A 23529-nucleotide genomic window follows, 5' to 3' on the forward strand; every position below is an offset into this window, starting at 1 on the left:
CATTAATTATCAGTAAATTAATGTTGTTCCAATAACCAAATAAATCATGCTTCAGAATAAAAGTACAAAAGTTTTTTCAGAGACACAGAGTTTTTTCAGTTCAAGTGAAAAAGGAATTAATCGAATTATTAGCCTTTACAAGTTACTCAACTTAAGACAACTGAAATTAGGAAATAAAGAGTTGCCTCAGTCTACTTACTTCAAAGGTGACATACTATTAGGCTTACTACTTTTCCCAATTTTCTCTATCCCTAATATTTATAGCTACAGTAAGCATTATCTATCAGAGATGTTAGAAGCACAAAAGAATACATTCTATCGATTTAAAAATAACAGCCAGATAGATTGGCGTACTATAGTTTCATCATGTAATAATAAACTCTTTGGTCAAATAGCCAAAAACTCTCACTCTGATGACTGTAATCAAGCAGAAAGATGCTTAATTATTGACGATACTGATTTTGAGAAGTCTACCTACAAAACTGAACATGTTAGTAAAATATGGTCGCATGTAACCCATCGTTATATATTTGGTTTTAAAGGATTATTTCTAGGTTTATGGGATGGCAAAAGCTATTTTACATTGGACTTCTCTCTACATAAAGAAAGAGGGAAGAATAAAAAGACTCCATTTGGACTCACTGCCAAACAACGTAAAAAACAGTTCTCAAAGAAACGATCAACAAAGAGTAATGGGTTTAACCGAGAGAAAGAACTCGTTATTGATAAAATAACGATGGCAAAAGAGATGATGGTAAATGCTATTAAACAAGGAATTACAGTAGACTACATACTTATGGACAGTTGGTTCTTCTGTGATTCAATATTAAAAACTGTGATCTCTAATGGTATGCATCTTGTTGCAATGGCTAAGATGTCTAGTGCTAAATATTCTTTCAAAGACAAAGAATATAGCACCAAAGAACTTGCTCTCTTACTTAAACAGCGAAAGAGAGTAAAATGGGTAAAGTCACTTAGTCTATATTGTGCAGAAGTCACAGTGAAATATAAAGGTACAGATGTAAAACTATTCTTTTGCAAGAACAGTAAGCGAGGGAAATGGCATTTATTGGTATCTTCAAATACAAAGCTGAGCATAGAGAAAGCTTATCAGATATATAGTATTAGATGGAGTATTGAGGTCTTTTTTAAGGAATCAAAGAACTATTTTGGTTTAGGAAAATCTCAATCGAGTGATTTTGATGCTCAAATAGCAGATCTATCTGTAGCTATTATTGAGTTTAACGTTTTTAGTTTAGCAAAAAGGTTCGAGGCATATGAGACGCTAGGTGGAATCTTTGCTCATGTAAAAGATCAAGGAATGGAACTTGTAATAGTACAACGAATTTGGGGTTTTATCCTCGAATTGATGAGAACTCTCGCAGAAATCATCGATAGTGATTTTAATGAATTGATAATCAGTGTACTTAAAAATAAACCCGAAAATAATAAATTCTTTAGGCTCATTGAATCAATGGTTTATGAACCTGAATAAAGACATGGGAAACATCAGTTATGTAATCCCTCTAATCATTGGAAGAAAAGGAGTATTGAGATAGACTACTGTGCAGATGGTATTTGTAACTATAAATGGATGTTTGTCATTCCTTTCATCGTATTAATAGCAGTTTGTACATGGGGTATTTATTGTAATTTGAACCATGCAAGAGTTAGCTCATACTTTACAGAAGCCTGTAATCTATCTGGTGATTTAAAATGGCTCGTGTTTCTACTTTACCCAATTGTAATAGCTGTTGTTGAAGAGATAATATATCGCCTGCATTTAAAACTATCAGCTGTTAATATAATCACTTCGATTTTAATATTCTTGTTTGTATTATCGAGCTTCATCTATTTCTCATTTTTGCAAACAGTAGGCGAGAATTTATTTCATTTGTATGTGGTGTATATTGTGATTTTGCTTTCTGCTTTTTTGTTTTGGGAAATCAAAGAAGAACTAGTGGAATTCTGGACATGTAATTACAACCTTATATTTTACTCTTCTGTATTACTCTATGCAATATTGAAATTTCCACTTATTATTGAAGGAGTATCTTTAAAATGGTGGGCATTGACTATAATTCCCGTTCAATTGTTATTAAGTTTATCTTGTAGTCTTATTCGAGTAAAGTATGGGTTTTTACTAAGTTTATTAAGTTCATTGGTCTATAATGTAATGATTTTTGCATTAGTGTATAATACTCCTGTTTTTGCAAAAAACTCAAATAGATATTTGAGATCTGATCAGATTCAAAAGACTGCTGAACTGATGTCCAATCTTCCACATCGTTATGTGACCTTTATGAGTCGTTACCCTGATATGAAAGGCTACAAGATGGACTTAAGCTTCTCTGACAATTCGAAGAAAACAAAGATGTGGAAAAAGGGACGCGTTTATAGTTGTAAGAATGTAAGCTTTGAAAAACTGTTTCGTGACCTGAGTGGTGCATCCAGGACATTAATTGTTTACGATAATCCACAAACTAAATCAATCTATTTCGATATTAAAGTTGTTTTACCTAAGAATAGACCGCAATATAAGATTATTCATGCGACAATAATTCGTCAAATATTAAAAAAGATAGACCAGAAAGCGACATATTATAAAATTAAAGGACCTTCAGAGATATTGTTCATTGAAAATATAGATAAGTTTAATCAAAATGTTGTTTTAGACCCTACAAAAGTAAATGATACCAAGAATTACATGGTGATTAAGAATGCATCATTAGAGAAACTTGCCAACAAAATTGAGATAATCTATGATTTGGACTGTGTAACATTAAATGTCATGAGTAATGTGAATGATTATGTGATCCCTAAGAATAACCTCAATGAGTTGAAATCGTATTTGTCTGATAATTATGGAATCCAATTAAAAACAGAAGAATATGATCGAACATTATTATATGTACATGATCCAATAAAATTCTAGTAATAGTTAAAATCACATAGACTCCATTTCTCTAGTAATTAGGTGGTGGGGCATTTGATTTTCTTCACTCAGTGTGAAACACTGGGTGAAGGAATATGATTGGAAGACAAGATTATTAATAAGGATGTAAATTAAACACTGTTTGTGGAGATCTTCGTTGTAGCTCATCAATTGTTATCGTGACTATTTAGGATCAACTGGTGCTTAATAAGATGAACGAGATCTGCATGGAAATCATTACATCGTAAAGTGATTGTTTATTCAATCGCATTATGGTCCAGTATTTTAAGTACTGATACTTTGTAGTTTCTCCCAATAGGGATAACATGATTTTTGATTCTGATGTTGGCAGCAGTATAGCTTTCTATCTTCGAGATAGATACAATAAAAGAGCGATGTACTCTAATAAAGTTCATTTCAGGTAGCTTCTCCTCAATATTTGAAATTGTATTAGGGGTAACAACCTCTTCTCCATTTTCAAGAAAAATAGAAACATTATTACGAATACTCTCGATATATTCAATTTGATTCAAGGTAATCTTTACCATCCTTTTATCAGATTTAACAAAAATGAATGGATTCTCTGTATCCAGAGAAGGTGCTGTCTCTGGAATATTAAATGAAGAGTTATTTTGCTTGAAAAAGCGATTGACAGCCTTTATAAAACGATCAAAAGGAATTGGTTTAATTAAATAATCTAAAGCTTCAAGATCATAACTCTCTACTGCGTATTCTGAATATGCAGTGGTGAAGATTACCTTGGGGGGATTCGATAAGTTTCGAAGTAGTTGTATTCCTGTAAGTCCAGGCATTTGAATATCTAAAAAGAGAAGGTCGATTTTCGTGCTGTTTAATATGGACAGAGCTTCAATAGCACTGTGGCATTTGTCCACTAGCTCAAGGTTATTGAGTCTATTAATATAAGCCTCGATAACCTCTAAAGCTAATATTTCATCATCTACAATAAGGCATCTCGTTTTTTTCATAATTCGATATTTAAAAATACACTATAGGATAAAGTGTCAGCCTCAATTTTTAGTGTATGTTGTTCTGGATATATTAAAGAGAGCCTTCTCTTTACATTTTGAAGTCCAATACCTCCAACCATGGCATGGATATCTGCACTTTCTTGTGGAATGCTGTTTTCAATCTTTAGTGTGAAACGGTGTTCTTTGACTCCAATTTCGATCGTTATCCATGCTGACTCATCTAATCCTTGGGTACCATGCTTAAAACTATTTTCGATAAAGGGAAGAATAAGCATAGGAGCAATAGAGTTTTGATCAATATTACCCCACATATTAAGACTGATCTCAACACGATTACCATAACGAATCTTCTCCAGATCTAAATAATTTTGTACACTCTGAATCTCTTTCCTTAAATCCACTTTCGTTGCGTTGGTCTCATAAAGCATGTAGCGAAGCAGTTCAGAGAGTTTCAATACCACATCTAATGATTGATTAGATTGTTTTAGTATTAAGGCATATAGACTATTTAGCGTGTTAAATAAGAAATGTGGTTGTACTTGATTCCTAAGAAAAGCGAGCTCTGCCTCTAATTTCTCTTTGGCAAGAACTTGTTCATTGTGTTGCACACTCGCGATATATTCCATTAGTTTGATTGTCATCGGTAGTGCCAATACTGCTCCAAGATTAATGGCCGTTTGTATCAAAACAGAAAAAGTGAAAGTGTCTACTTTCTTCCATTCAGGAAAGAAGTAGTCTACAATGATAAGGTTGTCAGTGATGCGCTGTAGCATTGCAGCAGCTATTACGATAGAAGAGAAATAGAAAAGAAACCTCCATATTCTCCCTTTATAAAGGTATTTCGGGTAGAGAATATACACTACTGTATAGACCAATGCAATCTTCGCAGGTAAATTAATCAACTCGACACTAATTGTTTTAATATAATCAGCATCATATGTTCCCCATGCATAAGCAAAAAATGCCACATATATTATCCAATAGGTCGTATGTTGTACCCATCTATTATTAATCACTTTTGTGATCCACTTATTGTCAAGAGCTATAATCTGCATATGGGTATTTAATAATTAATCGGAATGAATGTATCCATCTTCGTGATATTATTAGAACATTTAATCCACTATAATAGTTTTTGATTAGAGGTGAAGGTATATAGCTAAAGTAAGGGGGTTTGTTTGAAAAAGCAAACCATTGATGTTGAATAGCTCAATTCTTAGGATAAACAACTTAAATGGGGCTAAAAATGGATGTCTTCCTCAATAAAATAGATTGTTGTTGTCGTTGGAAGGGTTAAACCTGTTGTTTATCCTATTTGTTTGGTATTGGAAGTAATGATTGATAGTTTCGAGTGTAATGTCGATGAAAGACATAAAATAGATATGAATAAAATAAAGATATAAACATCAAAAATAATTAATATGAGACGTCTATTATTGGGTTTAGTTGCAATCATGCTAATAAGCACTTCTGCTATTGCATCTAAATATAAAGTGGATCATCTAGAACCTATATCTTGGTGGGTTGGAATGAAAAATCCAAAACTACAGTTACTTATTCATGGAAAGAATATCTCAGAGCTTAAACCTGAAATAGACTATGCTGGAGTAACCATAGAAAGTGTAAGTCTAGTGGAGAATCCTAACTATCTATTTGTCAACTTGCATATTGACAAGAAGACAGTGCCAGGAAGTATAAATATTGAGTTTAAAAAAGGCAAGAAAAGTATTTTGACGTATAATTATAAGCTTAATAAACGTAGAGATGCTTCTGCTGATCGAATGGGTTATTCTTCCAAAGATGTTATGTACTTGATCACACCTGATCGTTTTGCTAACGGTGATTACTCTAATGATAATCAACCAGGAATGATCGAACAAAGTGATCGAACAGACAAAGATGGTCGTCATGGAGGAGACATTCAAGGTATCATCAATAGTCTAGATTATCTAAAGGATATGGGATTTACTGCCGTATGGGTGAACCCTCTTTTAGAAGACAATCAACCTGAGGTTACTTATCACGGTTATGCTATTACTGATTACTATCAAATTGATAAGCGTTATGGAACCAATGAAGATTATGTACGTCTATCTAAGGAAGCGAAGAAAAGAGGCATTGGAGTAATTATGGATGTTGTCCTTAACCACTGTGGTTCTGCACACTGGTGGATGAAAGATATGCCTTCAAAAGATTGGATTAACTTTAATGGTAAATTCACACCATGTTCTCATAAAAGAACCACTGTGGAGGATGCTTATGCTTCTCAAGACGATAAGAAACAATTCTCGGATGGTTGGTTTGTGGAGAGCATGCCTGATCTCAATCAGCGTAATCCTTATATGGCAAATTATTTAACACAGAATGCCATTTGGTGGATTGAATATGCTGATCTAATGGGATTAAGGGTGGATACCTATCCTTACTCTGATAAAACCTTTTTATCTCATTGGTCAAAATCTTTAATGGATGAATATCCAAACCTTAATATTGTAGGTGAGGAGTGGAGTACAAATCCATTGATTGTATCTTATTGGCAGAAAGGAAAAGTAAATAGTGATGGTTATATCTCAAGTATGCCAAGCATGATGGATTTTCCTCTTAACACAGCTATGATAGACGGTTTCAAAGAAGACGAGAGCTGGAATGGCGGTTTTGTCAAGATGTATGAAATGTTAGCCAATGATTTTGTCTATCCTGATGCTAGAAATCTAGTTATATTTCCAGATAATCATGATATGGCTAGAATTTATGATCAACTAGATCGAGATGATGACCTCTTTAAGATGACTATGGCTTACACCTTAACCATGAGAGGTATCCCTCAAATTTTCTATGGTACTGAAATCTTAGCTAAGTCTGAACATGGTGGTGATCATGGTTATCTTAGAATTGATTTTCCTGGAGGATGGAAAGATGATAAAGTGAATGCATTTACAGGAAAAGGGTTGAGCAAAAAAGAGTTAGATGCACAGCAATATATGAAAAAACTTCTTAATTGGAGAAAGAATACACCTGTAATACACGATGGGCAACTTATGCATTATGCACCACAAGATGGTGTCTACGCATATTTTAGATATGATAAAAAACAAAAAGTAATGGTGGTATTCAATAAGAATACAGAAGATGTTTCGTTAAAAACAGCTCGTTTTCATGAAATGTTAGACGGCGTTTCTGATGCGAAAGATGTGATTACAGGTAAAACTCAATCTGTCGGAGAGGAGTTATTAATCCCTGCGAGATCTGTTTTAATTCTTGAAGTGAAATAGAACTACCCTCACTTTGACTTTTATATATGCCCCCTGTAATATGGCTCAGGGGGCATTTTTTATTACATGATCTCTTTATCTACTGACAATAATTAGATATTGCCTTCTCAATCTTAGTTTTAATATTCTCTTTAAGAGAGATGGGTGACAAGACTGTGATGCTATGACTTTGTGAGAGGAGCAAAGCCTCTAGTTCAAAATTCAAATATAGCTCTAATGATATGGTCACTCCCAAATCACCCTTCTCAACGATTTTCTGAGAACCATGTAATGGTTTGTTCTTGATATACGGCCACTGTGATCTATCAATAAAAAGAACCACCTTCTCTGGTTCACTATTTCTTGGAATAGAAACCCCAATCGTATCCTCAAATAGTTCATGATAATCATGGCTAGAAGGGGTATAGGGAGTATCATTCTCTTTTATCTCATGAATTCTATCTAAGGCATAGTTCGTGAAATCAGGCTGTTTGTCTATGTTTCCAAAAACGAACCATCTATTGTTATACTGTTTGAGGTAGTGTGGATGAAACAGACTAACTTGAGGCGTATCCATTGTGAAACCCTGATAGCTAATTTCCACTGGTCGCTCTTCTCTGATGGCATGATATAGAGGAGAGATATGTTCTAATCCTTTTAGGTATGGGTTGCTCTCAAAGTCAATCACTGTTTTTAGATCTGTAGGAAGATCATAGTTCGATTGTAATCTCTCTAAAATATCTTCCACCCAATCGAGTTGAGGCATTCCTTTAAATTGGGTTAAGGTAGTCAATGCCTCTTTGAGAAGGAGTGCTTCTTTCTCACTAAGTGGTGTGTTCTGTATCGAATAATTTAAATCTTCATATCTGTAATATGTTCTTTTACCCTCTTTCAGTTTTAATAGACTGATGTCCCAAGGACCCTCTTCCTGCATGAATTTAATGTCATTAAAAAACTGTCGCTCTTTAATTCCTTCTTTATTGCCTGTAGCGTTATATATTGCCTCTTGACATGCATCTAGAAGATCTTGTTTGAAGAATTTCTTTGATCCATTGCGAAAACATTTATCTAATGCGTAATAACGGATCAATGCTTGTTTGTTGATGGACATAGTTTAATTGTGTTTGATAATATTGACTTCTAATATAGATATGCAATACAAATATAATAGAAATTGTTATATGTTAACATGTCTGTTATATCGATATGTGTCCTATTGGTTCGACTTTATATATGTTAAAGCAAATTGCTGTGATTTATTATATTTGTATTATATCACTCTTATGTTGTATGAAATCTAGTTTCTAAATATAAGATCATGTGAATTATTGAGTCGTATTTGAATAAATATCTCTTTCCTTTTTGTAAACGTTCGGTTAAGACCATCTTGTAACCTGATTTTATAGTCTATATTTTTGATTTCGAATCAAAACAATAAGAAATGACTAAGAAGGAAAGAATGTTTCAGTTGGTGTTTCAGCAAGAGGAAAGTGGTATTACTATTGCTGATTTTTGCAAACAACATGCAGTAAAGATGTCTGTATTTAATTATTGGAAATCGAAACAGAAGAAGGAATTGGATAGCCATGTAGATAAAGGTTTCTTTGTATCGATAGACAATCCAGATCCACGAATAGATACGGATATTGTCATCACTTACCCTAATGGGGTGACCATTAATATTCCTTCGACTAGTGCCGCCATCTCAACTATCCAATCTTTAATTCAATTGCAAAGCTAATGTTTACATTATCATCTAATGATCGTTTTCGTCTCTATTCAGAACCTACAGATATGAGAAAGAGTTTTAACGGATTGTCAGGATTGGTTCTGAATAAAATGAAACAAAATGTAGTTTCTGGTGATGTCTTTATTTTCATCAACAAGAGTCGCAATATGATGAAACTATTGAGATGGGAAAAAGGTGGTTTTGTCCTTTTTATTAAAAGACTTGAACAGGGTACTTTTAAGATTCCAACAATTGATAGTGATATGGACAAGAGTATCGAATGGACTGATCTTGTTCTTATGGTAGAAGGGGTTGTAATTAAACAATATAAGATGCAAAAACGTTATGTTATGTAGATAAAAATGTGTATATTTATACTATGAATCAGAGCGATAACATAGATAACTTAAGTATAAATGACCTGTTGAAAAAACTCCAACAGGTCACGAAAGCCTATGCATCTATTGACTCTGAAAATGTAAGTCTCAAACAAGAGATTGAGGAACTGAAGGCTCATATTGCTTATCTTAATAGACGTATCTTCGGAATGACTACAGAGCCTTTTATTGATCCAAATCAATTAGAGTTAGATCTTCCTATAGAAGAAAATAGTTCCGACAACTCTGATCCTGTAGTAGAAGAGGAAGTGGTTGTAGAGGTGAAGAAAAAGAAACGTGCCAAAAGAAAGCATATCCCAAAACATCTTCCACGTCAAGAGGAAGTTATTGAACCTGATGAGATCCCTGATGGGGCGATACGTATAGGAGAAGAGGTGTCGGAGAGAATTGAATTTGAACCAGGAAAATTATACGTGCGTAGAATCGTACGACCAAAGTATAGCTTACCTAAGGAGTCGGGGGTAATTGTTGCAGAACTTCCTTCGGATATTATTCCAAGGTGTATGGCTGGAACCTCTTTGATAAGTCAATTTATTGTAGGAAAATATTTTGACCATATTCCTCTATATCGAGCCCAAGGAATATTTAAAAGATCGGGAATTGAATTCCCTAAATCCACCATTAATGGATGGATGAGTAAAGCAGCAGAGCTATTAACTCCATTATATGAGCATGTAAAGCATAAGGTTGTCTCATCCGATTATATTCAAGCGGATGAAACAACCATTAAAGTGCTTACCGATAAAAAACCAGGGGCTACGCATTTAGGATACTTCTGGGTCTATTATGCTCCACACCTAAAATGTTGTCTGTTTGACTACAACAAATCAAGAAACTCAGATGTCCCTGACGCGATACTAAAAGACTTCAAGGGGGTGTTACAGACGGATGGATATCAAGGCTACAATAAGCTGTCAAGAGATAAGCCGATTATAAGGCTAGCATGTATGGCCCATGCACGACGGAAGTTCTTCGATGCACAAAAAAACGATAAAGAACGGTCCGAATATGCATTAATAAGAATCCAAAAACTTTACCAAATAGAACGAGAATGTGTCGAGAATAACCTGTCACACGAAGAGATATTTCAACTTCGTCAAGAAAAAGCTGTGCCTATATTGACCGATATAGGTAAATGGCTAGAAACGCAGGCATCTCAAGTGTTACCCCAAAGTCTTATTGGAAAAGCTGTTCATTACACATGGAATCTATGGAATAGTTTAAGTAGATATGTGGAGCATGGTAGTTACATTATTGACAATAATTTTGTAGAGAATAAGATTAGACCTGTAGCTATTGGACGAAAAAACTATCTGTTTGCAGGATCTGAAGATGGAGCACAAAGATCTGCACTGTTTTATACTCTATCTGCTATGTGCAAAGTGGCAGAAGTAGATCCACATGCTTGGTTCACTGATGTTCTTAATCGGATAATAGATACAAAGCCTTCTCAATATGATGATCTTCTTCCTGAACAATGGAAGAAGAAAATAGTACAATAAAAATCACACTACACAATACGGGTATAGCCGAACGCTTACTCCTTTTTGGTTACACTTACATCCTCTTCGACTAGATAGAATGAAATTTCACCTATGTAGATGTAACATGTCTAATTCATGATGAAAGTATCATAAGATGTTCTTTCTTAGATGGATAAAGTAACCTTTTTAAAATCACAGTTTTCAAACTATTAACCGAAATACTCGTAATAATCATGGATCAAATGAAAATAAAACGCGTTTTATTAGGAGCCACACTTCTAGCAATCATGTGTCAACTATTCTTCTCCTGTTTTCGACCAACGGATAGGCCACAGGTGTTAGGGTTGCAAACAAGAATTGATACAACCAAACCACAACCAGTGTTTCTGGATAGCAATGGTGTGACAATAAAAGCGCATGAGTGGGCAAAAGTGGGAGATGAAGGCATCATAGATGGAAAACGATACAAGGTGGTGGATGAGAAATATCTGCGGAAGTTTATTGGGCATGCAAATTTGTCAAAACTCGTTACATCTAAAGTAACCAATATGTCGAAACTATTCTCTTTTTCCAAGGAGATCAAATATAGTATTGCTCATTGGGATGTTTCCAATGTAACGGATATGAGCCAAATGTTCTATAACACCGGAGGTTTCAATCAGGACATCAGTAAGTGGGATGTATCTAATGTAAAAGATATGTCATTTATGTTCTGCTCTGCATACTTTTTTAATCAAGATATCGGAGCTTGGGATGTCTCTCATGTAGAAACTATGTCTTCTATGTTTTATGGCGCTTATGCCTTTAATCAAAGCCTGGGTAGTTGGAATGTCTCTCAAGTCAAAAATATGTCAGACATGTTTAATGGTACAGAATTATTTAATCAGCCAATAAACGATTGGAATGTCTCTAACGTAGAGGATATGAATCATATGTTTCAAGGGGCAAGGACTTTTAATCAACCGCTCGATAAATGGAATGTATCTCATGTTCAAGATATGATGTATATGTTTGATAATGCTCAAAGTTTCAATCAGCCCTTAGGGCAATGGGATGTCTCTAATGTAGAAAGTATAACCTGTATGTTTATGAGAGCAATGAAATTTAATCAACCTTTAGAAAATTGGCATTTCCCAAAAGTAACAAGATTAGACGGCATGTTCTCTAGAGCGAAATCATTTAATCAGCCTTTAAAAAAATGGAATGTCTCAAATGTCATAAAAATGCCTTACATGTTTTGGAGGGCAATCTCTTTCGACCAAGATCTAAGTAGTTGGAATATTCATAATGTAGAAGATATGTCACATATGTTTGAAGGTGCAAGATCATACGAACCAAATAGGAGTCATTGGAACCTCAATTCGAATGTGGATACTACAAGTATGTTTAAAGAAATAAAACCAATAATCGTTGGGAAACAGTAATTAATATAACGATGGGTGAGAAGTTAATTAATGGTTATTCTTTCCTCTAATCTGAAGTGTCTATATTCCGATGAACCGAAGGAGCATCTTATACAAAGTATAGTAACCATCGAGGATAAATAAGCAGTAAAGATTAGTACTACTTGTCTACTGGTGTTTATTTGAAAGGTGAAATGTAAACTTTACAATAGATCATTGAAGGGTAGAATAGTTATCCTTCGACTAAAAGTGTTAAAACAAAAATAGAGCTATCTAGATTTACGTCTCAAGATAGCTCTATCTAAAATCAGTGTAATAGTAACTTAGTTCTGTTATTTAAGAATAAGACCTTTCCATGGATCTACAGGCTTAAAGTCTCCTATGTAATCACCACCCTGTTGGCTGCGATGACATGATGCATCCCACGCTTTAAGATAAGTGTTCATCTTTTCAACTTCCTTGGGATGTTGATTGTATATATTTGTTGTTTCAAAACGATCTTTTCTTAGATCGTATACCTCCTTTATCTCCCCGTCTGCAGTCAAGAATTTTAATCCTTTATAGATAACTGCGCCTTTTTGTGTAAACATAAATGGAAGAGGAGAAGGTCTCTCTGTAGAGGTTCCTTTTAGCATGGAAATTAAAGAGATCCCATCTAGAGGACGTGTCTCTCCTTCTGCTAATTTTAATTTCAATTTCAATCCATTAACTAGGGTCGGAAGGTAGTCTAAGGTAGAGGAGATATAACCTGTTCTTTCTCCAGCTTTAGCAACTCCTGGCCATACAACGAAGGCTGGAACGCCTACACCACCACAATAGAGACTACGTTTACGCCCTCTTAGACCTCCTGTTTGTCCAGGGAATTTAGAGGTGATTTTTCTTCCTTCTGGTCCATTATCACTACAGAAGAAAATAATGGTGTTATCTAATTGACCATTTTTCTTTAAGTGGTCCACCAATCGTCCTACTTGATCATCTAATGCCGTAACACATCCATAATAGTTCTGTTCTCCTTCAGAATATTGGGCATATTTCTTCTTGTATTCAGGCCCTGCCATAGCTGGGTCGTGTGGTGCATGAAACCAAATAACACTCAAGAATGGTTTCTTATCTTTCTTAGCTTTATCTACAAATGGTAGCACACGATCCATAATAATACGTGAATCATCTCCCTGAAGATTCTCTGTCTCCAATACACCATTATGATAGTATTCATTTAAGTGATATCGTTCTTTATGCTCTGTTGGATTCCATGTCGAAACTGCAGATTCCGTGACAAAAGCATCATCATACCCTTGTTCCCATGGCGGATTAAAATTAAGTGTTGGTTTTCGTTTCTGCCCTTTTGAAGAGACCCCTTTTACAATGGTACCTAAATGCCACTTTCCAAAGTGTCCTGTTGTATAACCATTGTCCTTAAGAATATCAACAATCGTTAGTTCTTCTTTCGGAAGGTGTCCTGCATTTGCATGAAAGATACCATATCTAGCATAGTGTCTTCCTGTCAAACAAGTTCCACGTGTGGGAGAGCAGACTGGTCCACCTGCATAGAAATTGGTAAAAGTCACCCCCTTTTGGGAAAGAGCATCTAAGTTTGGAGTTTCGATAATCTTATTCCCATTAAAGCCAACATCACCATACCCAAGATCATCAGCCATGATCAAGATAACATTAGGGGAAGACTTCTTATTGGAAGAAGTGGTCGGTTTCAACGTCGAACAAGAGGATGCTAACAGGCATGATGCACCCAACATGGTGAGTAGTTGTTTCATTTAGATTTATGATTTAATTATGTGTTCGAGAAATTAATGTTTTTAATATGGAAGAGTTTGTTAAATTGTTTGAATGCATGCGTTCAAACAATTTAACAATCCAATAACATGAGTAAAGGTCTTTATCTCTTATTCAGCTCTAAATATAGTTAAAAAAAGTATATGTAAAGACTCCTTAGGTTCTAAAATTACATGGTGATATAAGAATTGGCTGTTTTATGTTAATAGTGTTTTGTGATTAATTGTATTGATATATAGTCTCTTTTGTGGATGGTTGAATCTTTTATGTACAATTAGTTTGTTTATATGAGAATATTCTCACTATATTTGTATTGAGAATATTCTCAATACAATATCTCAATATTCGTACTAATGCCAAGACAAAGACGATTAAGAAAAGTGGTTTCTCCTCCTAAATTCAAAGGTTATAAGCCTTATGGAGCAAGAGAACAAAAATCGCCACAAGAGGAGGAGCTGTTATACGAAGAGTATGAAGCTCTCAAACTTGCTGATTATGACTTGATGAATCACGCCGAGGCTGCCACATTGATGGGAGTTAGTCGTGCGACCTTTGCCCGTATATACGAGAGTGCAAGACGTAAACTTGCTCGTGCCTTTGTTGAGACAAAAGAGATTCGAATGGCATATGGTAATGCAGAGATGGATCAAGATTGGTATATCTGTAATAATTGTTACGCCCGATTCACTATTCCAGAACAAGTGCCGAATGATCGTTGTCCTCTATGCAATGCAGAAAATATAGTATCCGTAAAATCATAAAATATTCATAAAATGAAAATAGTAATAACATCGATGTCGGATAGTTTAACTTCGACTTTTGACCGACGATTTGGAAGAGCAGCATGGTTCTGTATCCTTGATACAGAAGATGAAGCAATTCGATTTATTCCTAACGAACATGTAAATGCATCAAATGGTGCTGGGTTAAAAGCAGCGGAAACCATGGGTGAGCTAAAAGTAACCAAGGTTATATCAGGTGATTTTGGACCCAAAGCCAAGCAGTTATTAGACAAGTTTGGAATTCAAATGGTGATGATGGATGAAGCTGATATTCTTATTGAAGAGATCATCGAAAGATTGAATCACAATTAAATAAGAAGTTCCAATATCGACTCGATTGATCTTTTGATACCCATTGCATTTTTATATAAGTTATGATTTAATTGATATAAGAAGGAGAGGATCATCTTTTGTACTCAAAGAGCATTGATTATCCTATAGAAAAATGCTATCACGTCCTTCTTGCACCGCGATAGAGTACCAATGCATATATTAAGTTGAATTTCGTTCTTCAAACCCACCTCCTTTCTTATTGTGTTAGATAAAATATAATTTGAAAGGAGGTATTTCAAACTCCCATAAATTACAACATGATGAAAAAAAAGATTGCATTACCAACAAACCATGACGGACAATTAGAACAACATTTTGGGCATACCTCATATTTTACTTTCTATGAAGTGGAAGGTAAGAAGGTCATCAATAAGATACAACTTCTTGCCCCTCCTCATAAACCAGGATTACTTCCCGAATGGATGGCCTCACATAAAGTCACAGATGTTGTCACATCTGGAATGGGAAACAAAGCATTGGCTCTATTCCGTGAAAAGAATATAGCAGTTTATACCGGTGTAACAAAAGGCAATGCAGATCATATTGTAGATCAATTTGTTGAACACGAACTGATAGTGGGGGTAAATGGATGTACCCATGACGCCGATCATACATGTAACCATTAGTCTATAACATGCTGGAGATCAGTTGTAATACATTTTCTCTGTTTAGCAGTTGCATTTCACGGATAAGGCGAGTTCAAACAACTTACTTCATGATTTAGTAGGTATTAATATTAATGAAAATATGCCTCCTTTAAAAATAATGGAAAAATCGTGTCAGAAATGTCATATACGATCAGTGGAGAAGTTAATTCAAAAGTTCTCTTTAGAACCAGCTCGAGCAGCTCGATTAAGACAACAAGCGAAAGCATACCTCGATATTACTACAGATATACCGAACCCAATAAGGGCACAATATATCCATCGTTTATCTCGCGAGATATTGCAGAATAGAGATCCATTCGATCATGTAAAAAGATCTGCAAATGAACTTTTAATGGCCCAATACGATCATTGGTTCAATTATATCCGTCAGTCTGAAGAACCTCTGTTTACAGCCTCAAAACTTGCCATTATTGGCAATATCATTGACTATGGTGCCCACCGTGCACAAGATGATATTATCGCACTGATAGAGCCTTTTTTGAGTAGAAAAGTGGTTACCAATCAAATTGACTCTTTTGTCAAGTCGATAGATAGAGCAAAAGATATTCTATACCTCGGAGATAATGCTGGCGAGATATTCTTCGATAAGTTATTGATTGAATTGATTGGTCCCGAGAAAGTGACCTATGTGACTCGAGGGGAACCAGTAATTAATGATGTGACAAAAGAAGATGCGGAGACTATTGGTATAACTTCATTGTGTAAAACACTTGACAACGGATCGGATGCCCCATCTACTGTACTATCAGATTGTAGTGATGCTTTTTTAGAACACTATTATGCTTCGGATATGATCATCTCCAAAGGGCAAGGAAACTTTGAGGGATTAATGAATGAGAAACATACCAACACCTTCTTTTTATTGATTGCGAAATGCATTCCAATAGCAGATATGTTAAATGTACATGTCGATGATATGGTGCTGAAAAAATATGAAAAACATGAGTTCGTTTAAAATAGCTATCGCAAGTGGTAAAGGGGGAGTAGGTAAAACAACACTATCCGTACTACTATATCATCAGCTTCAAAAAGCGATGAATGAAACAATATCTTTGGTTGATTGTGATGTGGAAGAGCCAAATAGTCGAATATTTTTCCCATCAAGTACACAAACCAAACAAGAGGTTGCAATCCAAGAGATCCCAGCAATAGACACCGAGAGGTGTACCTTTTGTCGTAAATGTGTGGATGTGTGTGAGTTCAATGCCATCATGATGGTTGGAGCATTAAAGCACGCAGAAGTCAATGAAAGCTTATGCCACTCATGTGGCGCATGTGAATATGTATGCGACCAACATGCATTGGGTACTAAGCGTGTGGCTATTGGCCTAATGACCCAACACCAAACTCCTTTAGGTTCTCTTTACGAAGGTCGGCTAGAGGTGGGATCTGTAATGCAAACCCGACTTATAGGTATGCTTAAAGAGTGGGGACCATCAGGTCATATTGCCATCTACGATGCTCCTCCAGGAACGAGTTGCTCCGTGGTCGAGACCTTAGACGAAATGGATTATGTCGTTCTAGTAGCCGAAGAGACCTCTTTTGGGCTTCATGATCTCAAATTAATCATTCGTTTGGTGAAAGCACTGCAAATACCTTTTGGTGTTGTGATCAATAAAGCTGGATTAGGATCGACACCTTTGAAAACATACCTGCAACAACAGCAGGTGGAACTTCTAGGTGAGATCCCACATAGTATCCCATTTGCCAAAGCTTCGGCAAAAGCGGATATTTTTGACTCAATGCCTTCAGTCATACAAGGTGCCATTGAGACGGTGGCACAAAAAATAAAACATAAAAGGGTAGAAGTATGAGAGAGATTACGGTATTAAGTGGAAAGGGTGGTGCTGGAAAAACTTCAATCACAGCGGCACTAGCATCTCTTTGTTCAAAAGCAGTATTTTGTGATAACGACGTAGACGCATCAGACCTTCATCTGATCTTTTCTCCTCAAAAACAACAATGCCACCCTTTTGAATATGGGTGGGAGATGACCATAGACCCTCAAAAATGCAATGGATGCCAACTATGCGAATCATTGTGTCGTTTTCATGCAATACAGATGAACAAAGATGGCAAAGCCGAAATGAAACCATTTCAATGTGAAGGTTGTCGTCTATGCGAGAGGAGTTGTCCTCAAAATGCGATCACATCACAAATAAATAAAAATAACCATTGGTTCATCTCCTCCTCTCGGTTCGGAGCATTAGTTCACGCAGAGATGGGTGTGGGAGAAGAGAATTCGGGGAAACTTGTCTCCTTAATACGAAAAGAGAGTCGTGACCTTGCCAAGCAGTTGAATATAGAGTATGTGATCAATGATGGACCTCCAGGTATCGGGTGTTCTACTATTGCTTCGATAACAGGAACCCATGCTGTGTTGGTGGTAATAGAAACATCTGAATCGGGATGGCACGATGCCATTCGTGTGTTAGATCTTGCAAAGAAATGGGATGTCCCAACCTATGCGGTGATCAACAAATACGACTTAAACGAATCTCTTTCCGATAAAATTAAGATCTACCTGAAAGAGAAAAAGATCCCTCTTCTCGCTTCAATTCCTTGGTCTAGAGAGTTTGTTGAGGCGATAGAGCAGCAGCAGAATATAATCGAATACAGCCAAAACGAGGAGCTAAAAGCATCATTACACCATGTGTGGGATGCCATTAAATAACTACTTATGTCAATAACAAATATAAAGAACATCCTATTGGTCTCCTCTGGTAAAGGAGGTGTTGGGAAATCAATGGTAGCGGTAAATACCGCCTATGCATTATCCCAAAATGGATATAAAACAGGAATATTAGATGCCGACTTCTATGGGCCTAGTGTCCCTTTAGCCATGGGAATTAGGGACCAACGCCTTACTTCCAAGAAAGAAGGCGGTAAAGAGCTATTCTATCCTATCATCAAACATGGAATAAAAGTTAACTCATTGGGTTTTATGATGAACCCTGAAGACCCTGTAATATGGCGAGGTCCTTTGGCATCTTCCGCTTTGAACCAACTACTACATGATACGATATGGGAAGAGCTTGACTTTCTCGTACTAGATATGCCTCCTGGAACGGGAGATATCGCAATCTCTATTGTTCAGCAACTACCAAATGCAAATGCTATCGTGGTGACCACACCACAAGAGATGGCAGTGGCCGATGCGCGTAAAGCAGCCAATATGTTCCTTTCGCAAGGGATGGATATCAAAGTCCTTGGCGTCGTAGAAAACATGTCGTGGTTCACACCCCAAGAACATCCAGAAGAGAAATACTTCTTGTTCGGTAAAGGAGGAGGTGCACAACTAGCACACGAAATCTCTACGTCACTATTAGCACAAATACCGTTGGTGGCGGAAGTCGGAACATGTGCAGATCAAGGAAAACCCATCTACGCAACAGATCAAAAGCCTATTTTGGATGCTTTTGATCAACTTATTGAAAAGATCTTAGATGAAACGCTAGTAACTGTTGCATGATCATATTCATAGGCTTATAAATCAAGATATTGCCACGAATATGTGAAGCTTGATGTGCAATGGAAATAGAACCACTAAGGCACAAAGACACGAAGTTTCATGTGCAATGGAATAAAAGTCACGGATTCTCACGGATCTTATACATTTTGAATGTCTATGTTGCAACTTTCCCTGAAAGGGAAACCGAACCTAGCCCAATGGTGAAAACCATAGTTCGACCGCAAGGTCAAAGTATTGGTTGCAGCCTTGGGGTACCAATTAAACAACAACAAAAGGGCTGAAAGTCTGAACCCATTCCGACCAGTATAAACGTTGGGCTGTGGCATCCCTCTCGTGCCAATAAATTGGCACAAACTATGATGTATTGGATAACAAGGTTCTTGAAGGTATTTCAAATGTCTATGTTGCAACTTTCCCTGAAAGGGAAACCGAATCTAGCCCAACGGTGAAAACCATATTTTGACCGCAAGGTCAAAGTATCGGTTGGAGCCTTGGGGTACCAAGTAAAAAACAACAAAAGGGCTGAAAGTCTGACCCCTAATTGCTTTAATTAGACATAAATACCTAAACCAACTTATGTCTAATGATATAAACGTAATGGATTTTCTTCATATTATGGGATTTGCTATACTCGATAAAATCTGACTCAAATCCGTTTGACACCATCTGTGAAATATACAGATGGTGTTTTTGATTGTGCCCTTAATTTAGATTCATATGTACTTAAAGTATTGTCTTTCTTTGTTAATTAATGTGTAGTTTTACATAACTCATAATTCATCTATCTAAGAAGTCATCCTCTATCTAAAAAAACAGATAGATATCTCTTTATATGCGATGTTTAAGAAACAGCTTAGATCGTGGATTATAAACTGAACTAATAAAACAAAATGTATGAGTACACCACCCAAATTACAAGATCAAATCGTTGCAATTAAAGTATTAAACGGTTGTGATCCTTCTCTAAAGAAAAATTTAAAGGAAGGGGAATATTACTATCTCAATAAGGTCGTTGATCTAAAAACAATGAAGATTATTTCGGATTTGCCTAGATTGTATGACTATAGCCAACCAGATGGTAGAGAGATAACGATAAATATCAGTGCTATTGTTGGAGGAAATGGATCTGGTAAGAGTACAATTGTCGAACTTGTTATTGCATTTCTCTATTCGATATCGGTTCAAAAAGACATATTAGATGGAGATCAATCTTTTAAAGACTTTCATCTTGAAGTTATATATGTGAAGGATAATAAGCTTATTAAGCTCGTTGGTAAAGGTTTTAATGTATCAAGATACGAATGTGATCTAGACGAAACTGAACTTAGCTTTAAGAAAGTTAAGGGATATGTTAAAATCGATGATTTTCCCTACCATGTGGTTACAAATTATTCTTTATATGGGCTAAATTCATCGGAAATAGGCGAATGGATTGATAAAATGTTTCATAAAAACGATGGCTATCAGGTGCCTTGTGTTTTGACTCCACATCGAGAAGATGGTAATATTGATGTAAACAAAGAGAGTGAACTAACAAAGGATCGTATGTTGTTAAATGGACTTTCATTAGGGACAGATAAGTCGAACTTTCAAATTGTTTCTGATAAAGTTGTCAAGAATATCAGATATACAGTTAATGATAAGAAATTCACTAGCTATGGGGATTATAAGAATAACTACCCTGTATTTAAAGTAATGATGTTTGAGCAGCTAGAGGGTGTCGGTGATTATTATGATACTGAGGATGTTATTGGAGGTGCTTTATTAGAATTGCTAGGTTTAGACAAAGGTCTTTTAGATGGGCATTCTTTAGGTAATGCCCTAAATAAAATTAAATCCTATATCTTTCAGAAAGTAATAAAGATATGTGCAACATATAAGCAATATGGATCTTTTGTCTGTTGTTATAGGCAAATAAAAAGAGATCAAGATGAAGATATATCTGTAGTAATGAGTAAACATCTTATTCAGTATGAATTAAATTATGATGAAAGAAAATTAGGTGATTTCCATTATTTATGTGACGTTGATGTTGCAAAACTAGGAGAAGCTTTAAAATCTGACCATAGCCATATAACGACCAAATTACATCGTGCAATCAATTTTGTTAAATATCATGATAAAGACTATTATCGAGATATCAATGAAATAGCCTCTTCCATTGATCAATATGGTGATTTTATAAGTCCTGTCTATTCTTTTCCTATTGAGAAATTTCGAAAAAACTTTAAATTATTAATTGAAGACAAGGGTGTAGATATTACAGAAGAAAGCTACAGTGAGTTCTTCTATCCATCTTTCCTTGATGTCGATTTTGAACTTGTCGATAAAGAACCCAAAGAGGAAGAGAATAAAAACCTCAAAGAGAAAAAGAATAAAGATCTCAAAAAGGAAAAGAATAAAAGTCCTTTTTGGTTTAATACCCTAAGCTCAGGGGAGAAGCAAAAAATATACTCTATAAACAATCTGCTATATCATGCACGAAATATCGATTCTGTATCTAGAACAGAGAAAGGTGAGGAGGAGATATTAAAAACCTATGACTCTGTTACATTTATCCTCGATGAGATTGAGCTGTACTTCCATCCAGAAATGCAAAGAACCTATATTGATGATCTAATTAAAACATTAAGTGGTCATAACTTTAAGAATATAAAGAATTTCAATATTACATTTATTACTCACTCACCATATATCTTATCAGATATTCCGTCTCAATTTATACTGAAATTGAAAAATGGAATAATTCAAGATGATGTAATTAATTCAAGTAATTCTTTTGCAGGGAATATTCATAATATGTTAGCTCAAGATTTTTTTATGAGTGATAGCATAGGGGAATTTGCTAGAAATAAAATAGATGAAATTGTGGAGTTCTACTATAAGGTGAAGAGAGATAAGCAAGATAAAAAAGATTTAGATGAATTAAAACAGGATTATAAAACTAAAAGAACTGACTTCGTACAGACTGTAGGTTTGATCGGAGAGCGTGCCGTTAAGAATATACTTAAATCACAGATTAATTCATTGGAGAGAATACTGTATGCAGATGACCCTGCAGCTGAAATAGAGTTACTAAAAGAAAGAATAGATCAACTAAACAAAAAGCCTAATGCTTAAAATACCATATCCCATTGAGGAGGACGATAAAATAAAGATGGAAGTTGATTATCTCAACGCCTTAAGTAATAAAGCTAAATACGACGAAATTAAGAAAAAGTTAAGTGATCTAGAAGAAAAAATTTCTTCAGATTCACTTGTTAAAAGAATAGATGCTAATTGTATTCAAAAATATCTTAGTAAGATATTCATTATTAGTATTTCTAAGATGCTACTAATAAAAGATACTCTTGAAAAATATCCTTCATATTTAGAGGAATTGAACCAAATATTTAAAAAAGAAACGAATTCGGAGAAGATCGATTATCATTATACTACCTTTCAACCAGATATTCGTGATTTTTTTCAAAACGTAACTAATTTAGGAGTTAAATTGGAATCATGTTTTTACTGCAATATTAGTCACATTAATCCTTTTGCTTTGCCTATTCAAAAATATAAAGATGTTATAGATTTCTTAAATAAGGCATCAAAAAAAGAATTAAAACAAATCAATGATATCGGAAAGGCAAGAGCTGAAAGTATTTTTGAGAAAGATTTTAAGGAACAGGAAGAATTGATTGGTATTAATAAAATTAATAATAAAGATCTGGAAATTATCATTAAAGATATTGAGCAGAAATTAAATGATACTCAAGAAGAATACTCTCAGTATTTCACATTAGATCATTTTATGCCAAAGGCAAAATATCCTTGTTTTTCATTGTCGTTATATAATTTTGTTCCTTCCTGCCATACCTGTAACTGTACATTGAAAGTTGATAAGTTTGATAAAGTAATTGAAGATAATATATCAAGTATTTCACCATCATCTGAAGATTTTACTTTAGATCGAGATTTTAGATTTCACCTCTTATATCCTTCAGAAAAAAAACAAAAGGAATTCATATTAAGTAATGAAATACTGAGTAATACTAAAGCTGTTGAGGCCGTATTTGACTTGTTTGCTTTGGAAGGACGTTATAAGCATTTCGAAGAAGAGGCCAATGAAATGGTTGATAAATCAATGAAATATAGTGACTCCAACCTCGATCAGATATCACGTTTGTTAAAGGTCTCTACAAACGAATTAGAGAAAGATATATACGGGGCAGATCTATATGATGAGAAATGCCAAAAGCCGCTATCAAAACTTCGTAAAGATATCGCAAAACAAATTGATATTATTTAAAAG

The 23529-nt window shown here is 35.1% G+C and carries 20 protein-coding genes; 16 read left to right on the top strand and 4 right to left on the bottom strand.

Annotated features, from left to right (window positions below; translation table 11 throughout):
- The first annotated feature begins 46 nt into the window (after positions 1-46).
- Positions 47-1495 carry a transposase gene (locus K5X82_01695; protein QZT37617.1) on the top strand — a complete coding sequence of 483 codons (1449 nt, stop codon included), beginning with the start codon at positions 47-49 and terminating at the stop codon, positions 1493-1495.
- A 528-nt stretch (positions 1496-2023) separates the two neighbouring features.
- A complete protein-coding gene (locus K5X82_01700; protein QZT37618.1) occupies positions 2024-2935 on the top strand; it encodes a hypothetical protein in 912 nt (303 codons plus the stop codon).
- Positions 2936-3192: 257 nt separating this feature from the next.
- Here K5X82_01700 and K5X82_01705 read toward each other — a convergent pair whose 3' ends face one another.
- Positions 3193-3921: a LytTR family DNA-binding domain-containing protein gene (locus K5X82_01705; protein ID QZT37619.1), complete on the bottom strand. Its 729-nt coding sequence runs from the start codon at positions 3919-3921 to the stop codon at positions 3193-3195.
- Entirely contained in the window at positions 3918-4979 is a 1062-nt protein-coding gene (locus K5X82_01710; GenBank protein QZT37620.1) for a histidine kinase, read from the bottom strand. Before K5X82_01710 ends, K5X82_01705 begins: the two co-directional genes overlap by 4 nt.
- Before the next feature lie 366 nt (positions 4980-5345).
- On the opposite strand from K5X82_01710, the gene K5X82_01715 reads away from it, so the two are divergent.
- Positions 5346-7196 carry a glycoside hydrolase family 13 protein gene (locus tag K5X82_01715; GenBank protein QZT37621.1) on the top strand — a complete coding sequence of 617 codons (1851 nt, stop codon included), beginning with the start codon at positions 5346-5348 and terminating at the stop codon, positions 7194-7196.
- 79 nt (positions 7197-7275) lie between these two features.
- Here K5X82_01715 and K5X82_01720 read toward each other — a convergent pair whose 3' ends face one another.
- Positions 7276-8286, bottom strand: coding sequence for a WYL domain-containing protein (locus tag K5X82_01720; GenBank protein ID QZT37622.1), 1011 nt, complete (start codon positions 8284-8286; stop codon positions 7276-7278).
- Between the two features lie 330 nt (positions 8287-8616).
- Here K5X82_01720 and K5X82_01725 point away from each other — a divergent pair, with 330 nt between their 5' ends.
- From K5X82_01725 to K5X82_01740, 4 genes are all read left to right on the top strand, one after another.
- A complete protein-coding gene (locus K5X82_01725) occupies positions 8617-8916 on the top strand; it encodes a hypothetical protein (GenBank protein QZT37623.1) in 300 nt (99 codons plus the stop codon).
- Positions 8916-9260: an IS66 family insertion sequence element accessory protein TnpB gene (gene tnpB, locus K5X82_01730; GenBank protein ID QZT37624.1), complete on the top strand. Its 345-nt coding sequence runs from the start codon at positions 8916-8918 to the stop codon at positions 9258-9260. The genes K5X82_01725 and tnpB overlap by 1 nt, the downstream gene beginning before the upstream one ends.
- Positions 9261-9283: 23 nt before the next feature.
- Positions 9284-10804: an IS66 family transposase gene (locus tag K5X82_01735; protein ID QZT37625.1), complete on the top strand. Its 1521-nt coding sequence runs from the start codon at positions 9284-9286 to the stop codon at positions 10802-10804.
- Between the two features lie 224 nt (positions 10805-11028).
- Entirely contained in the window at positions 11029-12210 is a 1182-nt protein-coding gene (locus K5X82_01740; GenBank protein ID QZT37626.1) for a DUF285 domain-containing protein, read from the top strand.
- 311 nt (positions 12211-12521) lie between these two features.
- Here the strand turns inward: K5X82_01740 and K5X82_01745 are convergent, their stop codons facing one another.
- Complete coding sequence (locus K5X82_01745) at positions 12522-13961, bottom strand: sulfatase-like hydrolase/transferase (GenBank protein QZT37627.1); 1440 nt, start codon at positions 13959-13961, stop codon at positions 12522-12524.
- 372 nt (positions 13962-14333) lie between these two features.
- Here K5X82_01745 and K5X82_01750 point away from each other — a divergent pair, with 372 nt between their 5' ends.
- From K5X82_01750 to K5X82_01790, 9 genes are all read left to right on the top strand, one after another.
- Complete coding sequence (locus K5X82_01750; GenBank protein QZT37628.1) at positions 14334-14741, top strand: DUF134 domain-containing protein; 408 nt, start codon at positions 14334-14336, stop codon at positions 14739-14741.
- A gap of 12 nt (positions 14742-14753) precedes the next feature.
- Positions 14754-15074 carry a dinitrogenase iron-molybdenum cofactor biosynthesis protein gene (locus K5X82_01755; protein QZT37629.1) on the top strand — a complete coding sequence of 107 codons (321 nt, stop codon included), beginning with the start codon at positions 14754-14756 and terminating at the stop codon, positions 15072-15074.
- A 278-nt stretch (positions 15075-15352) separates the two neighbouring features.
- Entirely contained in the window at positions 15353-15721 is a 369-nt protein-coding gene (locus tag K5X82_01760) for a hypothetical protein (protein QZT37630.1), read from the top strand.
- A gap of 139 nt (positions 15722-15860) precedes the next feature.
- The gene (locus tag K5X82_01765) at positions 15861-16718 is read left to right on the top strand and encodes an ARMT1-like domain-containing protein (GenBank protein ID QZT37631.1); all 858 of its coding nucleotides are present in this window, start codon (positions 15861-15863) and stop codon (positions 16716-16718) included.
- A complete protein-coding gene (locus K5X82_01770) occupies positions 16705-17577 on the top strand; it encodes an ATP-binding protein (GenBank protein ID QZT37632.1) in 873 nt (290 codons plus the stop codon). The genes K5X82_01765 and K5X82_01770 overlap by 14 nt, the downstream gene beginning before the upstream one ends.
- On the top strand, positions 17574-18437 hold the full coding sequence (locus K5X82_01775) for an ATP-binding protein (protein ID QZT37633.1): 864 nt from the start codon (positions 17574-17576) through the stop codon (positions 18435-18437). Before K5X82_01770 ends, K5X82_01775 begins: the two co-directional genes overlap by 4 nt.
- Positions 18438-18443: 6 nt before the next feature.
- On the top strand, positions 18444-19235 hold the full coding sequence (locus tag K5X82_01780) for an Mrp/NBP35 family ATP-binding protein (protein ID QZT37634.1): 792 nt from the start codon (positions 18444-18446) through the stop codon (positions 19233-19235).
- A gap of 894 nt (positions 19236-20129) precedes the next feature.
- Positions 20130-22355 carry a hypothetical protein gene (locus K5X82_01785; protein QZT37635.1) on the top strand — a complete coding sequence of 742 codons (2226 nt, stop codon included), beginning with the start codon at positions 20130-20132 and terminating at the stop codon, positions 22353-22355.
- Positions 22348-23526: a hypothetical protein gene (locus tag K5X82_01790; GenBank protein ID QZT37636.1), complete on the top strand. Its 1179-nt coding sequence runs from the start codon at positions 22348-22350 to the stop codon at positions 23524-23526. The genes K5X82_01785 and K5X82_01790 overlap by 8 nt, the downstream gene beginning before the upstream one ends.
- Positions 23527-23529 lie beyond the last annotated feature (3 nt).

It is taken from the genome of Prolixibacteraceae bacterium (assembly GCA_019856515.1).
GTDB lineage: Bacteria > Bacteroidota > Bacteroidia > Bacteroidales > Prolixibacteraceae > Halosquirtibacter > Halosquirtibacter xylanolyticus.